The 22,367-nt window shown below is 61.2% G+C and carries 23 protein-coding genes, 2 pseudogenes and 1 riboswitch; of the genes and pseudogenes, 8 read left to right on the forward strand and 17 right to left on the reverse strand.

Annotated elements, in window-relative coordinates:
* On the reverse strand, positions 1 to 247 hold a 247-nt coding region (locus IQ35_RS19155), incomplete at its 3' end, for a hypothetical protein (protein WP_158636712.1).
* A gap of 70 nt (positions 248 to 317) precedes the next feature.
* On the opposite strand from IQ35_RS19155, the gene IQ35_RS19160 reads away from it, so the two are divergent.
* Positions 318 to 503 (forward strand): hypothetical protein, encoded by a 186-nt coding sequence (locus tag IQ35_RS19160; protein WP_037487474.1) that lies wholly within the window; start codon positions 318 to 320, stop codon positions 501 to 503.
* Complete coding sequence (locus IQ35_RS19165; protein ID WP_037487473.1) at positions 490 to 2,559, forward strand: recombinase family protein; 2,070 nt, start codon at positions 490 to 492, stop codon at positions 2,557 to 2,559. The genes IQ35_RS19160 and IQ35_RS19165 overlap by 14 nt, the downstream gene beginning before the upstream one ends.
* Before the next feature lie 33 nt (positions 2,560 to 2,592).
* Here IQ35_RS19165 and IQ35_RS21955 read toward each other — a convergent pair.
* From IQ35_RS21955 to IQ35_RS19220, 10 genes and pseudogenes are all read right to left on the reverse strand, one after another.
* A pseudogene (locus IQ35_RS21955) lies at positions 2,593 to 2,993 on the reverse strand (IS66 family transposase); the annotation flags it as partial.
* Positions 2,994 to 3,002: 9 nt separating this feature from the next.
* Positions 3,003 to 3,455, reverse strand: coding sequence for a hypothetical protein (locus tag IQ35_RS19175; RefSeq protein WP_145075786.1), 453 nt, complete (start codon positions 3,453 to 3,455; stop codon positions 3,003 to 3,005).
* 354 nt (positions 3,456 to 3,809) lie between these two features.
* Positions 3,810 to 4,457 (reverse strand): bifunctional adenosylcobinamide kinase/adenosylcobinamide-phosphate guanylyltransferase, encoded by a 648-nt coding sequence (gene cobU, locus IQ35_RS19180; RefSeq protein ID WP_081659703.1) that lies wholly within the window; start codon positions 4,455 to 4,457, stop codon positions 3,810 to 3,812.
* A 13-nt stretch (positions 4,458 to 4,470) separates the two neighbouring features.
* The gene (cbiB, locus tag IQ35_RS19185) at positions 4,471 to 5,409 is read right to left on the reverse strand and encodes an adenosylcobinamide-phosphate synthase CbiB (RefSeq protein ID WP_021244808.1); all 939 of its coding nucleotides are present in this window, start codon (positions 5,407 to 5,409) and stop codon (positions 4,471 to 4,473) included.
* Positions 5,402 to 5,998: an aminotransferase class I/II-fold pyridoxal phosphate-dependent enzyme gene (locus tag IQ35_RS19190; RefSeq protein WP_081659704.1), complete on the reverse strand. Its 597-nt coding sequence runs from the start codon at positions 5,996 to 5,998 to the stop codon at positions 5,402 to 5,404. The genes cbiB and IQ35_RS19190 overlap by 8 nt, the downstream gene beginning before the upstream one ends.
* Positions 5,999 to 6,048: 50 nt before the next feature.
* Positions 6,049 to 6,645 (reverse strand): annotated as a pseudogene (locus IQ35_RS19195) (GTP-binding protein); the annotation flags it as partial.
* A gap of 20 nt (positions 6,646 to 6,665) precedes the next feature.
* Positions 6,666 to 7,460 carry a TonB-dependent receptor plug domain-containing protein gene (locus IQ35_RS19200; RefSeq protein WP_158636713.1) on the reverse strand — a complete coding sequence of 265 codons (795 nt, stop codon included), beginning with the start codon at positions 7,458 to 7,460 and terminating at the stop codon, positions 6,666 to 6,668.
* A complete protein-coding gene (locus IQ35_RS19205; protein WP_158636714.1) occupies positions 7,432 to 8,106 on the reverse strand; it encodes a TonB-dependent receptor in 675 nt (224 codons plus the stop codon). The genes IQ35_RS19200 and IQ35_RS19205 overlap by 29 nt, the downstream gene beginning before the upstream one ends.
* 213 nt (positions 8,107 to 8,319) lie before the next feature.
* Positions 8,320 to 8,559: riboswitch (cobalamin riboswitch) on the reverse strand.
* A 502-nt stretch (positions 8,560 to 9,061) separates the two neighbouring features.
* Positions 9,062 to 9,247, reverse strand: a complete 186-nt coding sequence (locus IQ35_RS21960) for a hypothetical protein (protein ID WP_376699497.1) — start codon at positions 9,245 to 9,247, stop codon at positions 9,062 to 9,064.
* A 121-nt stretch (positions 9,248 to 9,368) separates the two neighbouring features.
* Entirely contained in the window at positions 9,369 to 10,619 is a 1,251-nt protein-coding gene (locus tag IQ35_RS19220; RefSeq protein ID WP_145075796.1) for a metal-dependent hydrolase family protein, read from the reverse strand.
* A 143-nt stretch (positions 10,620 to 10,762) separates the two neighbouring features.
* Here IQ35_RS19220 and IQ35_RS21125 point away from each other — a divergent pair, with 143 nt between their 5' ends.
* Positions 10,763 to 10,936: a hypothetical protein gene (locus IQ35_RS21125; RefSeq protein ID WP_158636715.1), complete on the forward strand. Its 174-nt coding sequence runs from the start codon at positions 10,763 to 10,765 to the stop codon at positions 10,934 to 10,936.
* 44 nt (positions 10,937 to 10,980) lie between these two features.
* Here IQ35_RS21125 and IQ35_RS19225 read toward each other — a convergent pair whose 3' ends face one another.
* From IQ35_RS19225 to IQ35_RS19235, 3 genes are read right to left on the reverse strand one after another with little or no spacing between them, the layout of a single operon-like run.
* On the reverse strand, positions 10,981 to 11,883 hold the full coding sequence (locus tag IQ35_RS19225) for an NAD-dependent epimerase/dehydratase family protein (RefSeq protein WP_021244814.1): 903 nt from the start codon (positions 11,881 to 11,883) through the stop codon (positions 10,981 to 10,983).
* Between the two features lie 12 nt (positions 11,884 to 11,895).
* Positions 11,896 to 12,921: a hypothetical protein gene (locus tag IQ35_RS19230; RefSeq protein ID WP_021244815.1), complete on the reverse strand. Its 1,026-nt coding sequence runs from the start codon at positions 12,919 to 12,921 to the stop codon at positions 11,896 to 11,898.
* A 12-nt stretch (positions 12,922 to 12,933) separates the two neighbouring features.
* Positions 12,934 to 15,216, reverse strand: coding sequence for a TonB-dependent receptor (locus IQ35_RS19235; protein ID WP_145075799.1), 2,283 nt, complete (start codon positions 15,214 to 15,216; stop codon positions 12,934 to 12,936).
* Between the two features lie 176 nt (positions 15,217 to 15,392).
* On the opposite strand from IQ35_RS19235, the gene IQ35_RS19240 reads away from it, so the two are divergent.
* From IQ35_RS19240 to IQ35_RS19255, 4 genes are all read left to right on the forward strand, one after another.
* Positions 15,393 to 17,042 carry a GMC family oxidoreductase gene (locus IQ35_RS19240; protein WP_145075814.1) on the forward strand — a complete coding sequence of 550 codons (1,650 nt, stop codon included), beginning with the start codon at positions 15,393 to 15,395 and terminating at the stop codon, positions 17,040 to 17,042.
* A gap of 3 nt (positions 17,043 to 17,045) precedes the next feature.
* Positions 17,046 to 17,582, forward strand: coding sequence for a VOC family protein (locus IQ35_RS19245; RefSeq protein WP_145075802.1), 537 nt, complete (start codon positions 17,046 to 17,048; stop codon positions 17,580 to 17,582).
* A gap of 74 nt (positions 17,583 to 17,656) precedes the next feature.
* Complete coding sequence (locus tag IQ35_RS19250; protein ID WP_184205062.1) at positions 17,657 to 18,391, forward strand: TetR/AcrR family transcriptional regulator; 735 nt, start codon at positions 17,657 to 17,659, stop codon at positions 18,389 to 18,391.
* A 77-nt stretch (positions 18,392 to 18,468) separates the two neighbouring features.
* The gene (locus IQ35_RS19255) at positions 18,469 to 18,897 is read left to right on the forward strand and encodes a nuclear transport factor 2 family protein (RefSeq protein ID WP_021244820.1); all 429 of its coding nucleotides are present in this window, start codon (positions 18,469 to 18,471) and stop codon (positions 18,895 to 18,897) included.
* 402 nt (positions 18,898 to 19,299) lie between these two features.
* Here IQ35_RS19255 and IQ35_RS21965 read toward each other — a convergent pair.
* A protein-coding gene (locus IQ35_RS21965; RefSeq protein WP_145075817.1) for an IS5 family transposase occupies positions 19,300 to 20,060 on the reverse strand; the annotation gives its coding sequence in 2 pieces (ribosomal slippage) (positions 19,300 to 19,724 and positions 19,724 to 20,060; 762 coding nt in all).
* Positions 20,061 to 20,150: 90 nt separating this feature from the next.
* Between IQ35_RS21965 and IQ35_RS19265 the strand changes: the two genes are divergently transcribed.
* On the forward strand, positions 20,151 to 20,750 hold the full coding sequence (locus tag IQ35_RS19265; protein WP_158636717.1) for an MFS transporter: 600 nt from the start codon (positions 20,151 to 20,153) through the stop codon (positions 20,748 to 20,750).
* Positions 20,751 to 20,848: 98 nt separating this feature from the next.
* Here the strand turns inward: IQ35_RS19265 and IQ35_RS19270 are convergent, their stop codons facing one another.
* Both IQ35_RS19270 and IQ35_RS19280 read right to left on the reverse strand, forming a co-directional pair.
* Entirely contained in the window at positions 20,849 to 21,922 is a 1,074-nt protein-coding gene (locus IQ35_RS19270) for an IS5 family transposase (protein ID WP_145075811.1), read from the reverse strand.
* Positions 21,923 to 22,224: 302 nt separating this feature from the next.
* Positions 22,225 to 22,367, reverse strand: a 143-nt coding sequence (locus IQ35_RS19280) for a transposase (RefSeq protein WP_199739996.1), incomplete at its 5' end; no start/stop codon positions are given.

Here is a 22,367-nt window from a genome sequence, read left to right on the forward strand (position 1 = left end):
GCCATCGCAGGGTCATTCTGCCCATGTCGGGCAGATGGTAGAGTTTCATTATCGCTGGCATCCATATTACGGCGGTCGTTTTCGGCATGAAGGCCGCGAGGACCGGGCCAATGGCGCGATCATCCGGGTAGAGATCAGGCCGGGTGAGATCATCCAGGTCGCAGAGTGGATGCTGGACAGGGCGTTGTGCGCCGACATGGAGATGGGCGAACCGCGCGTTGCGGTGATTGGGCTTGTAGAGCTTCATGGACTGCTTACCGATCGCGGTTTCAGGCAGACTTCGACGGATGGACTCACGGCCATCCAGGAGGCGCGCCATGAAGGCACTACCACGACCCTCGTCGCTACCGATGCTGACCCAGCAGCTGAGCATGCCGCTCGATACGCCGCAGATGCGAGGCCTGAGCGAGGCGCAGCGAAGCGCCGTTGTTGCCAGGCTGGCGACCCTCTTGATGGCCGCAGCCGGCGTCGCGGCGAAGGAGGCCAGCGATGACGGGCAATGATCTCCTTCCAGTCACGGTGCTCAAGCGCAAAGCTGTGGTGTATGTCCGACAGTCGACCCCGGGTCAGGTCCAGAACAACCTGGAGAGCCAGCGCCGACAATATGAGCTTGTCGATGTTGCGCGACGCTGGGGATTTCACGATGTCGAGGTGATCGACGATGACCTTGGTCGGACCGCCAGCGGCACTGTCGACCGCCCCGGTTTCGAACGACTGGTCAGCGGCCTGTGCACGGGCAAGGTTGGCGCGGTGCTTTGCTTGGACGCATCGCGCCTTTCCCGTAATGGCCGGGACTGGCACCACCTTTTGGAGCTGTGTGGCCTGGTTGAAGCGCGCGTGATCGATCTCGACGGGGTATACGATCCCTGTCGACCAAACGATCGATTGTTGTTGGGCATGAAGGGCAGCATCAGCGAGTTTGAGCTTGGCATTTTGCGAACACGCATGCTTGACGCGGCGCGCGCCAAGGCAAGGCGGGGAGAACTGCGCCTCAGTGTTCCGATCGGCTATATCTGGCACCGCGAATACGGCCTGGGGCTGGATCCCGATATCCGGGTACAGGAGGCGATCCGCCTCATCTTTTCGCGTTTCCGCGAGCTTGGCAGCGCCCGCCAGGTGCTGATTTCGCTGACAGCTGACAATTTCCATTTTCCCCGCCCTTCTGACGGCCGCAAAACGGTGTCCTTCGACTGGGTGCCGGTTCGCTATCGAAGCGTTATTTCGATCCTGAAGAACCCCTTCTACGCTGGGGTCTATGTCTATGGTAAAAGCGAGAAGCGAACCGAGATTGTCGATGGCAGGGCACGCAAAAGTTACGGCCACAGCAAGCCCTTTGGAACGTGGGAAGTGCTGCTCCAGGATCATCACGAAGGCTATATCGATTGGAGTGAGTTTGAGAGGAACCAGAGCCATATCGCCGTCAACGCGTTCGGACAGAAGGGCGGCATCAAGTCGGGTCGTGGTGGCCGCGCGTTGCTCGCGGGCCTGCTCACCTGCGGCCGATGTGGAAGACGGTTGGGCGTTGTCTATTCGGGCCGGCCTCCGGGTCATCCCTATTACCGCTGCGAACGTATCAACCAGATGCTGGCCAAGCCACGATGCATGACTTTTGGCGCATCTCGCATCGACCCTGCCATAGGCAAAGAGATATTGAGAGCCGTGACGCCGATGGCGATCGAGGCCGCAATGGAAGCTGATCGGGCGCATCGGGATAATCTGGAAGAACGGCACCGCATGGTGGAGCTGGACTTGCAGCAAGCCCGATACGAGGCATCTCTCGCTGAACGTCGCTATGCTGCCTGCGACCCTGATAACCGCCTGATCGCTGCCCAACTTGAGAATAGCTGGGAAGCAGCGCTCAGGCGTGTTGAAGCCTATGAAGCGGGTTTGGCCCAAGCGCGACAAATCGATCTGGCCGCGCCGGCGCCCGATTTTGCTGGCATTGCCACCGACCTGGAGACCGCTTGGCGCTCGCCTAACGTCGACATGCGTTGTCGTCAGCAGCTCCTCCGCACGCTCGTGACCGATATCATCGCTGATGTCGATGAAGAGCAACGTGAAGTCATTTTGACGATCCACTGGAAAGGTGGCCAACATTCTCAGCTGCGCATTCGCAAACCCAAAGCAGGCGAACATGGCCAGAGTACGCCCGAAGCCGCCCTTGCCATCATCCGCTCCATGGCCACCCGGTGGTCCGATGCAGACATTGCCGCCACTCTCAACCGGATGGGAATGCAAACCGGACAAGGCAAGACCTGGACAGCGCGCCGTGTCGGCTCGCTGCGCACTGTCCACAAAATCCACGGCTACCGATCCGCCGAAAAGAATGGAGAGTGGCTCACGCTGACCGAAGCCGCCAAAAAGCTTGGGGTTACTGCCCATCGGGTCCGTCGACTGATCAAGGAGGGCGTGCTCCCTACCGAGCAAGTTGTACCCGATGCGCCGCACCAAATCCGAGCCACGGACCTGGAAAAGGACGAAGTGACCCAGTTCCCGCGTCACAGAGGCCCGTGTCGCATCAAAATGGAAAACCAAAAGTCCCTGTTTCCGGACATTTGAAGAGGAGGTGTAGTATGAATCGGTCGTTGCCACGGGGCGGATCGCGCGCTCGGCGATGTTGTTGTCGATCTCGGCGGCGCCCTCGTCGATGTAGCGTGTGAGCGCATCCCACCGCTTGCGGCCATAGCTGAGCGCCTTGGCCATGTTGGACTTGGGTGACAGGCGGCGCAGCGCATCGTCGATGACCGAGCGTAACTCGTTCACCTGACGCCTGCTTCTGTCCTGCCGATGCTTGCGGCGTTGGTCAGGCGGCTGCCCGCGTATCTCTTCTCGATCCGGTAGAGAGCGGCGATCCGATCCAGCAGGTTGCTCGTCAACGGCGTCGGGCTTGTTGTGTGGTTCTCGAATATCTTGCGCCGGAAATGCACCCAGCAGGCGACTTCCTGGATGCAGTTGCCCCTGTAGAGCTTGTGGCGTTGATCTCGGTCGCAGATGGCTGATCCCTAGCTCGTTGAAGAAATCGACTCTGCGCGCCGCTTGCTCTCGGTCCGGATATCGTCGCGAGTAGGAGATGCGCCTAGCCGGACCAATCGCGACGTGATCCCACCGCCGTTGCGCCCGAAGCACTGCATCAGATCTTCGATGGTGACGCCATCCTCCTGCCAGAGGTGCAGCAACTTCTTGTCCTCTTCCGGGGTCCATCGGCTCCCCTGGTTGGCGGCGGACTGCTTCGGCTTCCTCGCTTTCGCGACCTTGGCCTTCCCACCTTCGCTCGCACTTGGAACGACCATCCGGACGGCTTCGGCCAGCGCGGTCCAATCCGAGTTCGCAAGCTCGACGATCTGACCGTCGAACAGCAGCAAAGTGGATTTGTCGGTATGCACGACCAGTTCGAATCTATTATCGCCCGAGTGCCAGGTCAGGATGCGCGCCGGTCTTTGTTCAGCGTTGGACATAATTCCGATCAATAACGAGCCTGCGGGATCATAGAAAGATCAATCGTCACACGGTTAGGTCGAGCCCGAAGGAGACGCAGCCGTAACGATGGTCGCCGCATCATCCTGTCCTATGCGCAAGCTGGCGCAAGCTGGCCGTTCCGGATCGATCGAACGGCCGTCCAAGTGACATCGATTATGACGCACGCGGGAATGCGCACAAAGAATCTGGTCATGTAGTGTCCCGCGAACAGCCCCGGTCCCTGCGATACCGTGCTTGGCGAGGCGGTCGCGAAGCAACGCGGGCCTTATCAATTTTCACTCGGCCGGTGTGCAATATCATTGCGCGGGGCTGTCCGACAAGGAAGGAGGAGGTCAGCCTCTCGATTTCTGCTTCACCGCTATTGGGAGGCCCGACACCAGGAACTGCACTTCATCCACGGCTGCCGCGACGCGCTGATTGACGATGCCCGCCGCATCCCGGAATCGGCGTGCGAGCGTATTGTCAGGCACGATGCCCAACCCAACTTCGTTCGAGACCAGAATGACTGGGCCATGTGCATCCGCGATCGCATCGGTCAGCAACTCCGTGGCCGCCGCGATATCAAACCCCGCCAACATCAGGTTCGACGTCCACAATGTCAGGCAGTCGATCAGCAGAACGGTATCGGCTGCTGCATTTTCCCGAATGGCAGGCGCCAAGTGGATAGGCGCTTCGATGGTTTTCCAGGCGCCGCCTCGTTCCTGGCGATGGTGCGCGATCCGATCCTCCATCTCCCCGTCAAACGCCTGCGCGGTGGCGATAAAAAGCCGCGTGAGACCTGTCTCCTCGGTCCGACTCTGGGCATAGCGGCTTTTCCCGGACCGGGCGCCTCCCAGCACGAAAAGGCTTCGGCCCTTCACGATCGATTCCCCCGCATTGCGGTCGCGAGCGCGATCAAGGCTATGATGCCGACGTGCCGTTCGCACCCGGACGCTATGTCGTCGAAGGAAGCGACCAGCGCCGCGTTCCCGACATCGCATCCTGTGCACAGCATCAGAGCAGCCATGCCGCCGCTCCCGCAATCATCCAGAGCAGCAGGCAGGCCCGGATATAAATGGTGAGCGCCCGTTCTATGTCTCGCGCATCGGCGGTATTGCGGCTATCGCCAATCCACGGCTTGTGGTGGCTAGCGCCATCGTAGGCGATCGGTCCCGCCAGACGAAGATCAAGCGCACCAGCCATGGCGGCCTCGGTCCAGCCGGCGTTGGGCGAGGCATGTTTGCGCGCGTCGCGGATCATCGTCCGCCAGCCACCCCAAGCCGCCACGCAGATCACTGCACCGCCGATGCGGGCGGGGAGCAGGTTGAGGATATCATCGGCGCGCGCGGCCGCCCAGCCGAATGCGCGCCAACGCTCCTCCCTATGGCCGATCAGGCTGTCGGCCGTATTGATCGCCTTATATGCCCAAATCCCGGGGAGTCCCAGGACCAGAAGCCATAAGAGCGGCGCGGCGATCCCGTCGCAGAAGCTTTCAGCAAGACTCTCGATCGCGGCGCGCGCGACACCGCTTTCGTCCAGCGTTTCGGTATCGCGCCCAACGATCATGCCGACAGCGCGTTGTGCTTCACCAAGATCGCCTTTCGCCAGTGTATTCGCAACGGCGCGGACATGGTCGAACAGGCTGCGCTGCGCGAGCGCGGGGAAGGCCAGCAGGGAAAGCAACGGCCAGCCTGACGGACCGCAAAGGTGCAGAATGACGATCTGGACAAGCAGCGCGAACCCGCCCGCAACGCCAATGAGAAGGCAAAGCGTCGTGATGCCCAGCAGCTGCCGCTCCCGCTCCGGGCGTTCGGGTCGATTCCACCGGCGCTCGCACCGGTCGATGATCCGGGCGAAAAGGCCCACGGGATGACCAAAGCGCGCATAGAGAGCCGTCGGCCACCCGATGGCGGTATCGAGCACAAGCGCTGTCAAGGCGACGGGTTCAGCCATGGACAAGGGCCTCCTTCAGTCGGACGAAGGCATTTTCGTCGGCCGGAAGACCGAACCGAAGCCATCGGGGGTTCTCTATGAAAGGCCGTGTCAGGATCGCTCTGGCCGCGAGCGTCTCGAACAGCGCTTGCGCATTATCCGTTTCGACAAGGCGGAAGAGCGGGCAAGCGCCGATGGGACGCAGTCCGGCTTCGCTTAGCACCGTATCGAGGGATACAGCCTCTGCCGTGAGGCGCAATCGCATCCTTGATATCCAGTCACGGTCGCGATAGGCGGCCGTTCCGATCGCGATGGCTGCCGCCGACAAGGGCCATGCCCCGAGCTTTTGCCGCACAGCTGCGAGGAAGGAGGGCGGCCCGACGACGAACCCAAGCCGGACGCCGGCGAGCCCGAAATATTTTCCGAAAGAGCGGAAGATCAGCAGCCGCCGACCTTCCGCGACCTCGTCGGCGACGGAAAGCGCGGGGTTGGTGTCTGCAAAGGCCTCGTCGACAATCAGCCAGCCCTTGCGGCCCCGTCGCGCGATCAGATCGTGCAGTTCCTCCCGGCCTCGCAGGCGGCCATCGGGGTTGTTGGGATTGGCAAGGATGAGCGTCGCGCCATCCGCATCGGAAAGTCGCGGATTGGTGACCGGCTCGCTCTGGCATCGACCGCGCCATGATCGGCGCGCACGATCTTCACGCTGCTACGGATGTCTGCGGAGATATCGCCCTCAATCCGGCTCAGCGTGTCGCCATCGACCAGATCGGACTTGTTGAGAATGACGAGGTCGGCACAAGCGAGTTGATCTTCGTACAGTTCCTCAAGCGGGCTGTCATGGTCGAGTGAAGGGTCGGCGGCGCGGGCAAGGGCCAGTGCCGCTTCGTCGGTCGCGAACCGGCCAGCGGCGACCGCATCGGCATCGATGAGCGCCAGCACGCCGTCCACGGTCGCGCGGGTTCGGATGTCGGGCCATTGAAAAGCCTTCACCAGCGGTTTGGGCAGCGCAAGACCCGATGTTTCGATGATGATATGTTCGGGCGGGCTGGGCCGGTCGAGCAGCTTTTGCATGGTCGGAAGAAAGTCGTCGGCGACGGTGCAGCAGATGCAGCCATTGGCCAGCTCTACAATGTCGTCTTCCGGGCAGGCCTCCTCGTTGCAGCCGCGCAGCAACTCGCCATCGACTCCGACATCGCCGAACTCGTTGACGATCAGCGCCAGCCTGCGGCCCTTCGCATTCTGGAGAAGGTGGCGGATGAGCGTGGTCTTGCCCGCGCCTAGACGAGGTTGGCGCTGCCGATATTCTTCGGACGGCGGATCAAGCGGGTGTCGGCGTCATCCTTCGCGTCGAGATAGGTATAGCTGGCGTCGAACTTGAAGCCCGCCGGAAGATTGAAATTGGCGGACACCTCGACGCCCTGGTGCGGCGACGAGCCGGCCGCGTTCACATAGGTATAGCCTGGCAGCGGATAAAGGGACGCATAGGTGATCTTGTCGCGCAGCTTGGCATTGAAATAGGTGATGTCGATGCGCCCGCCTCCTTCGAGGAATGATTGCTCGACGCCGACTTCCCAGCCGGTCGATTTCTCAGGCTTGAGGTCGGGATTACCGATGTAGCCGCTATCCGGCGCATAGCCGAACAGTTCGGAGAAGGTCGGTGCCTTAACGCCGGTACCACCGGCCGCGTGCAGGCGCGTGCCGAAATCGAAGCGATAGCTCGCCTGCGCATGCCAGGTGGTGGCGTCGCGGAAGCGCTGGTTGAAATCGTGGCGGACCGATCCGCCCAGGCCGATCCGGTCGTTGATCGTCAGCTGATACTGGCCGACCAGACCCCAGTTGTCGTTGTCCTTAAACGGATTGTTGCCCGTGATGGTAGAGGCTGTGCCCCGATATTCCTCATGCTCGTAATCGACCGCGCCCGTGATCGCGTGCACGACATTGTCGTCGCCCAGCTTCAGCGTCGAAACGAGCGAAACCTTGCGGCGGCGGCCGGTGTCGCCATTCGTCTCCATGCCATTGTCATCGAGATAGCGGCGATGGGAATTATTCATCTGCACGGAAAGATCGGTCATCCAGCGCCGCATAATTGGCGCCCGCCAGCGCATAGAAGGCGCTGTTGGTGTAGCTGCCGCCAGCATCGATCGCATTGCCGGCGCCACGCACCGCGCCGTCAATGGTGCCGAACGATCCGCCTTCCAGCCGGGCGGCAAAACCCGACATTTCGCGGCCGCTGGCGGTGATGTAGTTGATGACGCCGCCGATGGCGTCCGACCCGTAAAGCGCACTTTGTTCGCCACGCAGGATTTCGACCCGCGCACCGGGATCGGATGTCAGTGTTGCGAAGTCATATTCGCCGAAATAGGGATCGGCCGCCTCGATGCCGTCGATCAGCATCAGGGTGTGATTGCCTTCGGCGCCGCGCATGCGCACCTGGGTCAGTCCTCCGACCGGTCCGGTCCGGTTGACCGAAATACCGGGTACATCGCGCAGCACATCGGAAACGATGACCGTCTGACGGTTCTGCAGGTCAACGGGCTGGATCACCGTCGCGGAGGAGCCGAGTGTCCCGGTGGAAATCCCCCCTTCGCCGCGGCTGGCGGTAATGACGATCGTGTCGGTTACCTTTTCGGGTTCGTTTGCCGGCGGAGTCTGTGCGAAGCCGATGGTCGGCAGCAGTACGGCGCCGGTCATCAGCGCGCGCAATATGGTTCTGGTCATGTGTATACCCCCTTGCGCCTGAGCAACATTTCGGACGGGGGCGTACCGGCTTCGCCTGATTGCCGGCATATGCCGGTGGACGAACGAACGGTCGGCACACGACGACGGACGGGCGCTTGTCGCCCGCTATCGTGCCCCGATGCGGCCCCAGCCGCATGGTTCGTCGCTCAGACGGACGTATACCGTGCCTTGATCATCCCCTGGATCCAGGCAAGAGCGACCAGAACGCCGGCAGGTCTCCTGGCTTGCGGGTCAGGGCTTGATGCACGCCTTCCCAGGCCCCGCATGACTTAGCGTGCGGCCCAGTGGCTGCTTCCTCCGAAGAGGAAGCGATGTGCATCGCGCTCGCCGCTTACAGTTGCAGGGACAGCTGCGGATTTGGATGGAAGCAACCATCCGCACCGCCTTCCCATTTTAATCCCCTCTCGGGGAACCGGCGCGATCATGGGCAGGTGCCGAGGCAGCTACCCGAGAGCGCTCATAGTGCGATTTGGCGGCGATGCCAATCAGAGAATGTGGCGGTCGGGGTCTCGCCATCCTTCGATGATCTCCGGGCCATCCAGCAGCCGCTCTATTTCTCGGGATGGATAAGTGTAGAGTATGATCTTGGCGCCGCGCAGGATTCGCACGTACCGGATCGGCGTAATCGGCCGTCTTTGCTCCAGCGCAGTCTTTCTGTCGGATTAACAGCCGGGATGCGCTCGACATTACGCTGCCTGATCGTTTTTCTCGCGATCCGGCTGAATTTCCTGATGGGTTTTCTCTGCCCCTCGCGCCAGGATCAATGCCGTAAAGCGACGAAGCGTCGGGAAGCAGGAAGGAGGTTCCGCCGACGCCCTCGACATAGAGGACATCGCTGAAGTCATAGCGTTCGCTGACGTTCCAGATCGTCTTCTTTGCGCCGCCCGTCTTGTTGCAGCGAAGGCCCGCCGCGACCCGGCTCTTGCTCGAAATCTCATCGGTGGTCCGGGGCTTGGAAAATGCCGGCATGAACCTTTTCTTTGGTTTTGCCGATCAGCAGAACCGTCGACAAGATCTCATCGTTGAAGTCGTAGCTTATGCCAACACCCATGCTTGGTTCCGCGAGATGAGGAACGGATTGACCGTCCGCCACAAACAGCGGCATCTGCACCGGGTGCATGAAAAATCGACTTCGCGATATCTAACCCATCGCTAACTTCTCCGACCGACGCCTCCTGCTCATAGGTGCTCGACTCACCTGTCTTGCACATGATGCCGTCGGGGGAGAGGCGCTCACCCCATCAGGCAGTGCCGTTAACGACTAAACTGGCAAGTTCGTTTTTGAAGCCGACGCCGCCCTTGAATATCGCCAGCAACTTAGCTCGGTCCCGCAATATCCGGATGTCCGCCACCGGGTCTCCATCAACCACGAGCAGGTCGGCGAGCCTACCGGGCGCGATCGTGCCGCATCGGTCGCCAAGGCCCATCGCCTCGGCACCGTATCTGGTCGCCCAGCGGATGACGTCGACGGCGGGAATGCCGATGTCGTTGACGTAGAGATCAAGTTCGTCGGCATAGGAACCATGCGGAAAGCCCATCGCACCATAATCGTCGCCCAGGATGATCTTGACGCCGGCGGCGTTCGCTTTGGGAAGAATGGCCGCCATCCATTCGAAGTCCGGCCGCATGCCCTCGGCATAGACGGAGCCAGCGGCGATCGCCATCATGACCTTGGGGAAATGCAGACTTGGCGCCAGAAATGTCCCATGTTCGAGGCACTTTTCGATACAGGCGTCGTCAAAGCCATCGCCATGGTCAAGGATGTGGATGCCATGATCGATGGCAAACAGCATGGCATCGACGTTGGCAATGTGCGCGCGGGCCTTCGCACCGCGCTCATTCGCGGTCTCGATGGCGGCCGCCAACTCTTCCCTAGATAACTGCCACTGCGCGGCGGGCGGATGTGTACCATGACCGCCGGTGGCGAAGATTTTGATGATCTCCGCTCCGTCCTTGATCTCCTGGCGCACCGCCTTGCGGAATTCCTCCGGTCCATCGCACCGGGCCACTGCGCCCGACGCGCCGATCTGCATGTACGAGGGAAAGCTCAGATCATTGCCGTGACCAGTGGTGCCGACATCGCGCCCGCAGGCCATGATCCGAGGCCCGACCATTGTTCCCTCTTCGATCGCCGCCTTCATCGCCGCGTCGATGCCGTGGGGCGCGCCTGCGCTGATCACTGCGGTGAAACCGCATTCGAGCGCAAGCCGGAAATTCTTTGCCGCCCGCATCGCCTGCAGCGAAGGCGACGCCTCAAGTCCGAACGGCGAGGGCACTGCGCCGATATCCTTGTAGCTCGCGTGATAGTGGCCAAGCACCATGCCGGGCATCACGGTACGGCCATCCAGGTCGATCAGCTGGTCATCCGGAGCAGCCATCGGCGGCTCGGCGCACACTGCTTCGATGCAGTCTCCGCGCAGCACGATGGTGGCGCGTCGCGGCGGACTGTTCCCATCGACTAGATTGGCGTTTTGAAGGACGATGCGCGTCATTAAGTCGCTCCTCTCCAGTCTCAAAGCACGTCCGCGGTCTTCCGGCCCTAATATGCGCCTCTGCGGAAATGTTGGTTATGACAATATCCGCAGCCCGCCGCTGTACAAGCCCGCCAATCCAGCGGATAAGCCCGGCGGGATCAATGAGCGATGCGATGATCCAGTCTATGCTGCGTCGCGGCGCGAATCTCGCCTGGCGGCACCAGGATCTTGAGAATGCCCGGCTCGCGCGCCTGGAACTCGGTGGCGGACTTGCTTCCGAACAGGAGGAGTGGCTGGCCTGCGTGCCGGCGCGGCCAGTCATTCCGCAATGGTGACTTCGCTCATCGAAAAGCCGATCATTGGCAATGAACGTCTGTGGTCATAGAATTCCTTCATCTTGCAAGGCGGTGAAGTAGGATCCCGACAGCAGATCGGTGAACATGTCCGTCGATCGCGGCCGCCAGCCCAACTCATCCCGCGACCGGATAGCGCGAGACCGGCTGGAGCATCCCGCCAGCGATCGATAGGGGCCGGCAATGTCGGAAATGGCGATGCTGCGCGCCGGAAGGCCCATCGCATTCCCGACCTCCAGGGCGAGATGGCGCTCGCAATGCTCGCCGCCAACAGCATGATACAGTGATCCGCCGCTCCCCGCATCGAGCATGCGGATATACAGATCGCATAAGTCGTCGACATGGACGTTGGACCAGATGCTGAGGCCGGGTCCGACAAAAGGGACGAAGCCCCGCCGGCGCGCCTCGGCGATCATGCCGGGCAAGGCAACGCTGCCGCCATGGCCGTAAACCTGGGGTGGTCGGATGACCATCGCGCGGCCGATTTCGCCGGAGCGCGCGCGCACCTCGTCTTCCAGCAGTACGCGGTCGCGCAGCAGGGGATGAGGATCGAACGGATCGTCTTCGGCATGGACCGGCTCGCTCCAGCCGCCGCCAGGGTCGCGGCACAGAACGCCCGTGCCGGATGTCATGACGAAGATCTTGTCCTTGCCGGCGCAGCGGTCGAGTCCGGCGCGGACCGCGCATGTCTCTTCGGCGACTGTTGGGAACTGCGCCACATAGATGACGGCGTCGGCAAGGTCGCTTGCCTGCGCAACCGCCGGTGCATCGTCCAGCGAAGCGAGCAGGGGCCGCCCGCCCGCCTGTGCGATTATGTCGGCCGCGCCGGCCGAGCGGGCAAGCGCCGTCACCTGGCGCCCCTCCGCCGCCAGCCGCCGCGTCAGGTGGCGACCGACATAACCCGAGCCGCCGATAAGGAAGATGCGCACCGCGTTGGCCCGTCAGATCCGCGGGATCGTGTCGATCCAGGCACGGGTGTCCCCGTCGAAGATCGCCGATTCCAAATAGTGCCCGGTTTCCTCGCGGCAATCGACATAATAGAAGCGGGAAACGTCGCGTTCTCCGGGGAAATTGTCGGCGATCGGCGGATGGCTCCAGGCGGCAAACTCACGCCCACGCCCTTCGAAGGAGTCATAATCTGCGAACAGGCGCGAGATGTGGTGATGTCGGATGACGAAATCGCTTTCGGGCATCATGTCGGTGTAGATCTGAACCGCGCCATCCACGGGGTTCATCACCTCGATTTCCATCGCGCCGACATAGGACAATGCGCAGTTCATCCGGCCGATCTGATTGTCTTTGAGCGGGACCTCCAGCGGCGTGAATTCCATAAAGGATTTCATACCGTGCAGGTCGCACAGCACCGCCTTCGCCTTGTCGAAGTCGTTGGTGATGTAAGTGAACTGGTAGAAGCCGGGGAATGGGGCCTGACCCTTGTCGAAAGACTGCTGCGTTCCGATGCCGGGCAGGCGTTGGAGCCGTTCGCGTTCGGCCTCAGGCAGGACGATGCCCTCGATGCTGTGACCAAGGATGGCCGAGTCGATGCTGAACAGGCGGCCTTCCGGATTGTCCGCTAGGGGGCGCACGGCATAGCCGAGACCGCCAGTTCGGCTGACCATTGCTTCGGCGTCTTCGGTGGAGGCGAATAGGCGGCCGGTGGAATGCAGCTTGGGACGGTCGTTCTGGGCGGCGAAATAGCCGCTGGAGTCTGACTTGGCCTGGACAAGATCGGCCTGGAGCGCGCCGATCCAGGCAGAGCTCATATCAACCACCGCCTCGCCGCCATCGGGCGTTTTCAAAATCACATCGCGACGCGTGTCAAATTCGTGCGTGCCGAATGCATTGAAAAAGGCAGGCGCGCTTTTTTCAAGATCGGCACAGACGTAGATCAGCTTGAAATAGCCAGTGAAAGGCGGCCGGCGGCCGCCACTGTTGGAAGCAGGTTCAATCATGACGAAACTCTCCATTCTTGCTCGACATCAGAAAGACACCCGTGCTTCGACGCCATAGGTCCTTGGCGCACCCGGCAGGCGAGTCGTTATGCCCAGGGTCGGATATGGGTCGATGCCCGACGCATAATAGTTCTTGTTGGTGATGTTGCGCACGAAAATGCCAGCGTTTAGCGATCTGCCGAGAATATTCTCCCAATCCACACGGGCGTTGAAGACGGCGTAGCTGGGAATGATGGCGGTCGGGTAAATCGACTGGTTTACCGGATTGAAGGACGTGACATCTCCGACGACAGTCCGCGACTTGTATAACCCGTCCACCTGCAGATAGAAGTCGCCCTTGTCCTCAGCGGGGGCATGGAAACGGACGCTGCCGGTGATCGCGTGCTTCGGTGCCGATGCAAAGGGCGCATTGGTGTAGTCGGCGCCGGAGTTCAGAACGAAATCGTCATAGGATGCGTCCGAATAGGCGTAACCCAGGTTCAGATCGACCACATCGGCGATATTGAAATTCTGCTCGATCTCGAAGCCCTTGATCGTCGCTGACGCGGCGTTGATGATCGTGCCGACGAAGACTTGGTTGCCCGGATTGGCCGGGTCGGGAACCAGGTCGGTGACTGATTTTTGGATATCGTCATATTTGTCGTAATAGGCGGCGATTGTAGTCCGGCCGCGCACGCCGCCGGCCTGCCAGCTCGCCTTCAGGCCGATCTCGGTATCGATCACCGTTTCAGGGCGGAACGGAACGAAGGTCGCCAGCGAATTGGCGTTATCGACGAAACCGCCGGCCCGATACCCCTTGCGGTTGGTGACATATACCAGAAGGTCGCGATTGATCTTCCAGTCGAGCGCAAGCGTCCAAGTGAGCTGATCGAAGGTTGCCTTGATCTTCACGGCGCAGGCGTTGTTGGGAAGCGGAAGGTTGTCGGCGCCCAGGTTCTGGCAATTGCCCGATGTAAACCGCGGCTCAGTGGTGAGCTTACGCCAGTCCTTGGTTTCGCGAATGCCAACGGTAGCGGAGACGCCGGGCAGCCAGGGCAGATGGTATGTTAGCTGCGCATAGCCGGCCAGCGAGGAATTTATGGCATCTAAGGACTTGACCACATTGTTCGGACCGGCTCCGAAAACCTGGGTGAGTTGGCCTTCCTTGCCCTTGTCCTGAAGACCGAAGAGGCCTAGCGTATATTCCAGATTGTTGTCCCATAGCGCTCCCTGGAGCAGCAGTTCGTTGGAGTATTGCTTGGCCCGGACCGTCTCGTTGATGTCCAGGATCGAGTAAGACGATCCGTCGAGATCGGAATAGAGCGCCGCCTTAACCTTGCGGAAGCCGAAGATGTTCTTCAAGGTCGCCCCGCCCAAGTCGAAGGTCGTGGTGTTGACGACCATCAGGCTATTGATCCGCGTTCCGTTTGGGGGAGAGTTAGAAAAGCTGGTATAAAAGCTTCGCTGCGCCAGCGCAGTGAGTTCGGCTGCGGCAAAGGCCGCCGGACCCGCGGGATTCACGGCGATGAGCTTGTAGGGGGACCCTTCACCACGATCCCTCGCTGCCTGGATGATCAAGTCGTTTCGGATGCCGGGAGCCGGTTCCAGCCGCAGGAAGCCGCGAAGCGCCCAACTGTGGCGGTCGTCGAGGTCGCGGCCGGTGTTGGGATTGTCGATATAGCCGTCATGGGTGTCATAGATGCCGGAGACGCGCAGCAGGGCGCCTTCGGCGATGGGAAGATTGAGCGCTGCCTCGAGCCGGCGCTGGTCATAATTGCCGATCGTCAGGTCGCCATAGCCGCCAACGGTATCGGTAGGCGCGGTCGGCGACAGCAGGATGGACCCGCCGGTGCTGTTGCGGCCGAACAATGTGCCTTGTGGGCCTTTAAGTACCTGGACCGACTGCAGGTCGAACAAGGCTTGTCCGGTGCCCTGCAGGCGTGCCTGCACGACGTCGGCGAAATAGATCGGAACCGACGGATCATAGACCACGTTCGGCAAGAACTGCCGCTGGGAGCGGATGGTGACGGTCATCGCGCCACCGCCGAACGGCGAGGCTTGAGCGGTGAAGCCGGGGGAGACTTGCGCCAGATTGTCCAGTTGCGTGACCCCGGCGCGTTTGAGCGTTTCATCGTCATAGGCGCTAACGGAGACCGGAATGTCCTGAAGCCGTTCCGCGCGCCGGCGAGCGGTGACGATGATATCCGATGAACTGGCGGTCGCCATGTCAGCCGTTTCAATCTGTGGCTGGGCGGGCGCCTGTGCGAGTGCAGACGCGGGTCCCATGACGCAGGCGCTCGTCAGCAACAATGCCTTTACTGTGGTTGTCATCCTTTTCCCCTCCTCATTTGCCTCGGTTCTGTGCGGGATGCGGTGTCGCAAACCCCCAATGCCGGCGAATGGTTGACACAATACAATTCAATGTACAATAGTCAAGTGAATGAACCAATGGTTCGATTTGTGAATGGCCGGTGACGGAACGGTGGCTGGCGGGTGAGAGGATGACGATGGCAGAAGGTCGGGATACCGCGGACGAGCGAGGCGGTTCGGCGCAGGATGCAAGCTATGATTTTATCATCATCGGCGCGGGTTCGGCCGGTTGCGTACTGGCAGACAGGTTGAGCCGCGACGGCCGCTTCCAGATTCTGGTGATCGAGGCGGGGCCTCCCGACAATCACCCCTTCATCCCGATGCCTATGGGTCTGTTCGCTACTCTTAAGAATGCAAAGCGGGTCTGGTTCTATGCCCTTGAACCTGATCCAACGACGGGCAAGCAGCATTATTGGGTGCGCGGACGCATGCTCGGGGGCTCCAGCTCGCTCAATGGCATGCTGTACTTCCGGGGGCAGCCCGAGGATTATGACGGCTGGGCGGAACTTGGCTGCGAGGGCTGGGGATGGGACCAGATGCTGCCCGTCTTTCGCGCCATGGAGGACCATGAGCTTGGCGACGATGGCGTACGCGGGGTGGGCGGCCCGCTCCACATTTCGGTGCAGAAGGAGAAAACTCCGCTTACCCAGGCATTGCTGAAGGCGGGTGAGGCCATGGGCCTGTCTGTCCGTGACGATCTCAACCGGCCCGATCAGGAAGGCATTGGCTACAGCCCCCGCACGATTCGAAAGGGACGGCGCGTCAGCGCGGCCGATGCGTTTCTGCGGCCCGCGATGAAGCGTCCGAACGTCACCGTAGTTACGGACACTCTGGTCAGCCGGATCGATTTTAGGGATGGGCGGGCGATGGGCGTCACTTGCCTGCGGGCCGGCGAGGAAGTGCGCTATGGTGCCGAGCGGGAAGTGATCCTTTCCGCAGGTGCCTTGCAGAGCCCGGCTGTGCTCCAGCATTCCGGCATCGGCCCCGCCGCGCTGCTGGACGACTTGGGCATTCCGGTGGTTCGCGACCTGGCGGAGGTCGGGCGCAATGCGCGCGAGCACAAGATGATCACCATGACCATGCGCGTCTGCGGGCACAGCCTCAATAAGCAGCTGCGGGGCTGGCGCAAATATTGGAATGGCGCCCGTTATTTCCTGACCCGAACCGGGCCGATGGCGGCGACCTATGACATCAACGCCTTCGTGCGGACACGGCCGGAGCTGAACCGGCCCGATGCCCAGCTGACCTTCTGGGCGCTATCGCCGGTACGCGGCATTGCCGGCTCCCAGGTGGAGAAGCAGCCGGGCCTCATGTTCATGGGCTATCCGCTCCGCACCGAGAGCCGGGGCGAAATCCGCATTCGCTCTGCCGATCCGCGCGACCCGCCAGCCATCCAGGCCAATTTCCTGACCACCGACTATGACCGCCGCGTCATCATCGACATGTTCCGTTATGTTCGGAAATTGCTTGCCCAGCCGCAGCTCGAGCGCTTCCTGGTGGAAGAAGCCTTTCCCGGCCCGGCAGTGCAAACGGATGAGGAGATCATCGCCGCCTGCCATGAGGATAGCACCTGCCTCCATACCGTCGGCACCTGCCGGATGGGCGCCGATGCCGCTTCCGTCCTGGACCCGCGCCTGCGGGTACGGGGAGTCGATGGATTGCGGGTGGCGGATTGCTCGATCATGCCGACACAGGTTTCGGGAAATACGAACGGGCCGGTCATGGCCGTGGCGTGGCGGGCCGCCGACTTTATTTTGGCCGACCATGCGGACATTCAAGGGAGATAAGAGATGAGCATCCTGTTTGGCGGAATACGGCAACTCGGCATGGTCGTGCACGATTGCGAGGAAGCGATGCGCCAGTGGGGCAGGCTGGGCGTTGGCCCTTTCTTCACCATGCGCTTCACGGTCGACGACTTCATCTTTCGCGGGAAGCCCAGCCCGGCCCCGGACGTCACCCTGTGCTTCGCCCATTCGGGCCCGCTGCAGGTCGAACTAATCCAGCAGCATAATGACGTCCCCAGTGTCTGGCGCGAGTTCCTCGACAGCGGGCGCGAAGGGGCGCAACATGTGGCGGCGTGGTATGCCGACCATCCGACCTTCGACGCCAAGAAGGCCGAACTGGTCTCGAAAGGCCTTCCCCTGATTCAGGAAGGTGGTTCGCGCGCGGCCGATGCCCGCTTCGCCTACTTTGACAGCGGCGAGCCGGGCGGGCTGATGATTGAGATTTCCGAAGCGCTGGTGCCTGCGGGCGCGGCAGCGCGTTTGCACATGGAACAGGAGGCCGAACAATGGGACGGCGTTCAGCTGGTGGCAGATCGCCGGTGAGGCTTGAGTACGTCGTCGCATCGCCCCCCGCTTGCGTGCGGTCTGCGCCCTTCCAAAGGAGGCCCCCGCCAGAGGTGGCGGGCGGCCCAGGCGGGACCCTGCCGCGCCGATCGAGAGAAGTGCCGGGTGACATCGTTACGCTGCCGCCCTATGCTGGATGCTTACCTCGGCCTGTATGGAAAATATGGATGCCCTCTTCGACCACCAAAAAGCCGAGCCTGCGTGAAATTCAAAAGGAAATGACGCTTGAAATAATTCGCAAGGCGGCGCGGAAGACCTTTTACGCCAAGACTTTCGAGGAAGTATCCATCGAAGAGATCGCTTCGGAAGCAGGCGTCAGCCGGGGCACCATCTACCTGCATTTCACCGGCAAGAATGAGATACTGTTTGATCTGCTGATGCAGGACATGGCGACGCAGATGGCGATCTATGACGAGCTGGCCCAAACCGAAGCCCCCGACCGTCCGAGAGTACGTGCATGGCTTCAGCACTTCCGCGATTCCATGGAGGAGCGGCATCGCTCGATGCACCTGTTTCCGGTCGCGTTCGTCCACATGCCTGAAAGGCAGCATGTTGTGGTCAAGCATCGTGAGACCGCGATCAGGCATTTGGGCGAGCGCCACAAGGCATTCAGCCTGGAGGGTTTGAGCGGACTGGATCGCGAGAGGAAGCGCGCAAGCATCTATATGATGTTGTTCAAGATTGAGCAGGTTTCCTACACCTTTTCCATTCTTGAAGGGACGCCCGATATCACCGTGGGCCTCGACATGCTGGCGGATGAACTGACGGAATTCTTGCTGTCCAAATGACCCCGCAAGTCAACTGCCGCGTGCCGTAAATTTCTCGCGCTGCACCGGCCGTCAACGATTAAAAAAGGAAGATTCTCATGGCCAATAGCGAAGTTGCAATCGCGAACCTCCTGTACCGCTATGCCGAATATGTCGATTCCGGCGATTTCGAGGGCGCAGCCGCCTTGTTCCTTCATGCGCGTGTCCTTTCCCGCGACGGTGAGCTAGATCACGCTGGGGTGCTGGCGCTCTGGCAGGGCCGCGTCACCCTGTATGACGACGGTACGCCGCGCACCAAGCATGTGATCACCAATCCGATCATCGAGGTTGACGAGGCGGCGGGGACCGGTACTTGCCGCAGCTATTATACGGTGCTTCAGCAAGTGGGCGACTGCGCTCTCCATCCCATCATCTGCGGTCGCTACCATGACGAGTTCGAGCGGGTGGATGGAGTCTGGCGCTTCCGGTTTCGCGATTATAGCCTAACCGACCTGATCGGCAATCTCAGTAAGCATCTGAACCCCTGACCAAAGGGGGCAGGGCATAGCCATCGCTGAGCGGATTGCCCGCCAATCACGCGATGTTCTGTGCATCCTCCGCGAACTGCGCGCGGGGACACGTGTCGCATCAGCGACTTCAGTGCGCAGGTGCGGCGATGGCCAATGTCGACGGGGGCGTTCTAGGGGATTGCGATGATCATTGTCGTTTCCTTTGGCTTGGCCTTCGCGCGCCTGCGCGCGGTCGCTTGAAGTCGGCGCCTTCGATGGCTCGAAAGGTTCATTCGGAATGATTAGAACAGGGGGAAAGCGGCGCCTGCCTAGGCGAAGCGATGGAGTCGTTTCCTCGCTGTCTCGCAAGGAGCGAAGCTTGAAAGGTCTTGTCGGTCGCGATCGACTGACCCTCGCCGCCCTGGCTAGCGCGTAGACTCATTATGCGGCGCACCAGAGGCGAACGCAGATGAGCTTGATGGCGGCGAGGAAGTTGGCTGGGTTTTTGTCGTAGCGGGTTGCGATGCCGCGGAACTGTTTGATGCGATTGAAGAAGCGCTCGACGAGGTTTCGCTGTTTGTAGAGCCAGGGCGAGAAGGCAAAGCGCTGTTTGCGGTTGGATCGATTGGGAATGTTGGCCCATACGTTCCTGGCCGCTGCGGCCTCGCGGATGGCGTTGCTGTCATATCCCTTGTCGCCCAGCAGGGTTGCGCCTTCTGGAATGGCCTCGATCAGCGCTTCAGCCTCACAGGCGTCGTGGACCTGCCCACCTGTCAGTCTCAGGCTGACAGGGCGTCCGTCAGCATCGACAAGAGCGTGGAGCTTGCTGGTGAGGCCGCCCCGGGAACGTCCCATGCCACGATCGCAGCTTCCCCCTTTTTGCCCGTCGCACCGTGCTGGTGGACGCGCATGCAGGTGGAATCGATCATCACCAGTTCGCCATTACATCCGGCAGAAACCGCTGCCAGAAGCCGGTCCCAGACCCCAGCTTTGCGCCAGCGCACGAACCGATTGTAGCAGGTCGTCGGAGGCCCATAGCGCTCAGGAACTTCGGCCCACGTCGCTCCAGAGCGAAAGCGCCACATGATACCGTTGAGAACCCGCCGGTCATCCACGCGGGCCACGCCGCGAGGCTTGTTGGGGAGCAACGGCTCGATAATCGCCCATTCCCGATCTGTCAGTTCATACCGCCGTCGTGCCATCAAACCCTCCAAAACTGAAGGCTCCTGAATCACGCAAACCGCTATCCTTCAAGGCATTTTATGAGTTTACGGCCTAGTGTCGCAGTTCCCATGGCGACACTCACCCTTCCGATCACGACGTTTATTCCGGAACATTATGCGCGTGTCGTTGGGCTTGATCTCGCGGTCATAGGGGCGACCTTTATGTTCGTCCGACTGTTCGATATCGCCATCGATCAAGTACTTGGTCTGATGATGGACCGTACTGCGACGCGTTGGGGTCGATTCAAGCCCTGGTTGGCTGGCGGAACGCCGCTCGTGATGATCGGGGCGGGCATGCTGTTCTTCCCGAAGCCGGGCTACTCGGCGACATACTTGGCAGTCGCGCTCATAATAACTTATATCGGCTATTCGTTGGTCATTCTCTCCCAACTTGGCCTCGCCGCCGGGTTAAGCAATGAATATGAGGGGAGATCGCGTGTCTTCAGTTGGTGGCAAGCCGGAACCACGGCTGGCCTAGTTCTTGCTATGACGACTGCCTCTTTCGCTGGTGGAAAAGGTATTGATGCGTCCTTTGCCGTACACTCCATGGGCATAATTGTTATTGTGCTCACACCGATCGGCACAGCGTTAGCGCTCCGTTTCATTCCCGACGGCACCACGCGCTCCACCAATCAAAAGATGGGCACCTCCATCAACACGGTGATCTGAGTGGTTATCTGCGGACGGCGGAGGTGGTAGAGTGAACGCTGGCCATTGGTCCGCGCTTACGGCTGTTTTTCGTAAGTTTTCCTGATTTGCGGGCGCAGCTATCCCATGGCTGCCCGTCGTTCGTGGAAGATCAGGCGGTTCATGTTGTAGGCCAGATTGGCGAGCGTGATTTTGGCCTCGGCGCGGTTGATGCCGATAGTGCGGATAAACAGCCCCATCTTGGCCTTCTGCTGCGCGAACACATGTTCGACCCGGGCGCGGATCTTCGATTTCGTGGCATTCGCTCGCCGGACATGGTCCGGCATCGGCTTGCCTCGGGGCTTCTTGCGATGGATCCGGCTGACGCGCCCCTGCGCTTTGAGCCACTTCTCGTTGGCCTGGCTGCGGTAAGCCGTATCGGCCCAGACATCCGAAGCGGTATTGTCGCCCGTCACGACGTCCCGGAGCATCCGGCCATCGAAGCGCGCGCCATCGGTGACCTTGCCCTTGCGGATGAAGCCGAAGGCGCGGCAGATCGCAATGCTGCTCTTGTAGCCGAAGCTGGGAATCGCGATGTCGATTTGCGGCCTTCCGTTCGCCGCCGGTCGGCCTTTGGCGAACTTGAGCGTCCAGCGCGCATCCGTGTCCTTCTGCGCCGAGCGGGCGGGCTCGGGCCAGATCTCCCCGGCTGTCTTTCCGTCCTTGATCGCATCCTTCTCGGCCTGCGTGTTGCGCTGCTTGGGCGCGGCCACCAGCGTCGCGTCGACGATCTGCCCGCCCATGGCGAGGTAGCCCTGTTGCTTGAGCTGGCGATCAAAATCGGCAAACAGCTCGTCCAACGCGCCGGCCTCGGTGAGCTTCTCCCGAAACAGCCGGATCGTGTTGGCATCCGGCGTCGCGACGCCAAGATCGAAGCCCAGGAAGCGCAGCCAGCTCAGCCGATCCCGGATAAGATACTCCATCCGCGCGTCACTGACGTTGTTCTGCGCGGCCAGGATCAGCACTTTGAGCATCGCCACCGGATCATACGGCGGACGGCCGCCCTTTGATCCATCCCCGTAGGCCAGAGCCGCGACCAGCGTCGAGCGAAATACCTCAAAGTCGACGATCCGCGACAGCTCTTCCAGCGGATCGCCATGCGCCGACAGCCGCTTCAAATGATCCGATAAACCGAACAATCCTGACTGACGCATCGCCACCTCCTGTCAACCGCAGTGAATCAAATCATGCGCCGTTTGACGAGGGGTTTTTGGAGGTGCCCAGATTGGGGGACAATTGTATCTGCAATTGATTTGCCGGTCCGCGACCGCTCGCCTGTTGGGACTAGCCTCTCTTATTCACGACGCTCGGTTTCGGGTCCGCTCTGGGCATTTGCTGCGGCTGGCTGTATTGCGCGGACGACCGGCATCGCTGGCGTTTGTTTCACCGCATTCGGATTGATGGGCTTTTCGGGTTGAAGGGCTGGGCTCGGAGTTCTGCGGCGCTGCCGCATGGGCTACGTCGGCGCAGGCTTCAGCCGGAGAACGAGGGCGCGGAACAGGTCGGCATCCGGACAGGCGGAAGCGAAGGCAATGCGGATGCGGCTAGCACTTTCTACGACGCGCGCAGCGACCTTGAGCAGCCGCAGGCGCAAGGTGG

Source organism: Sphingobium wenxiniae, assembly GCF_007830065.1.
In the GTDB taxonomy this organism is placed as follows: Bacteria; Pseudomonadota; Alphaproteobacteria; order Sphingomonadales; family Sphingomonadaceae; genus Sphingobium; species Sphingobium wenxiniae.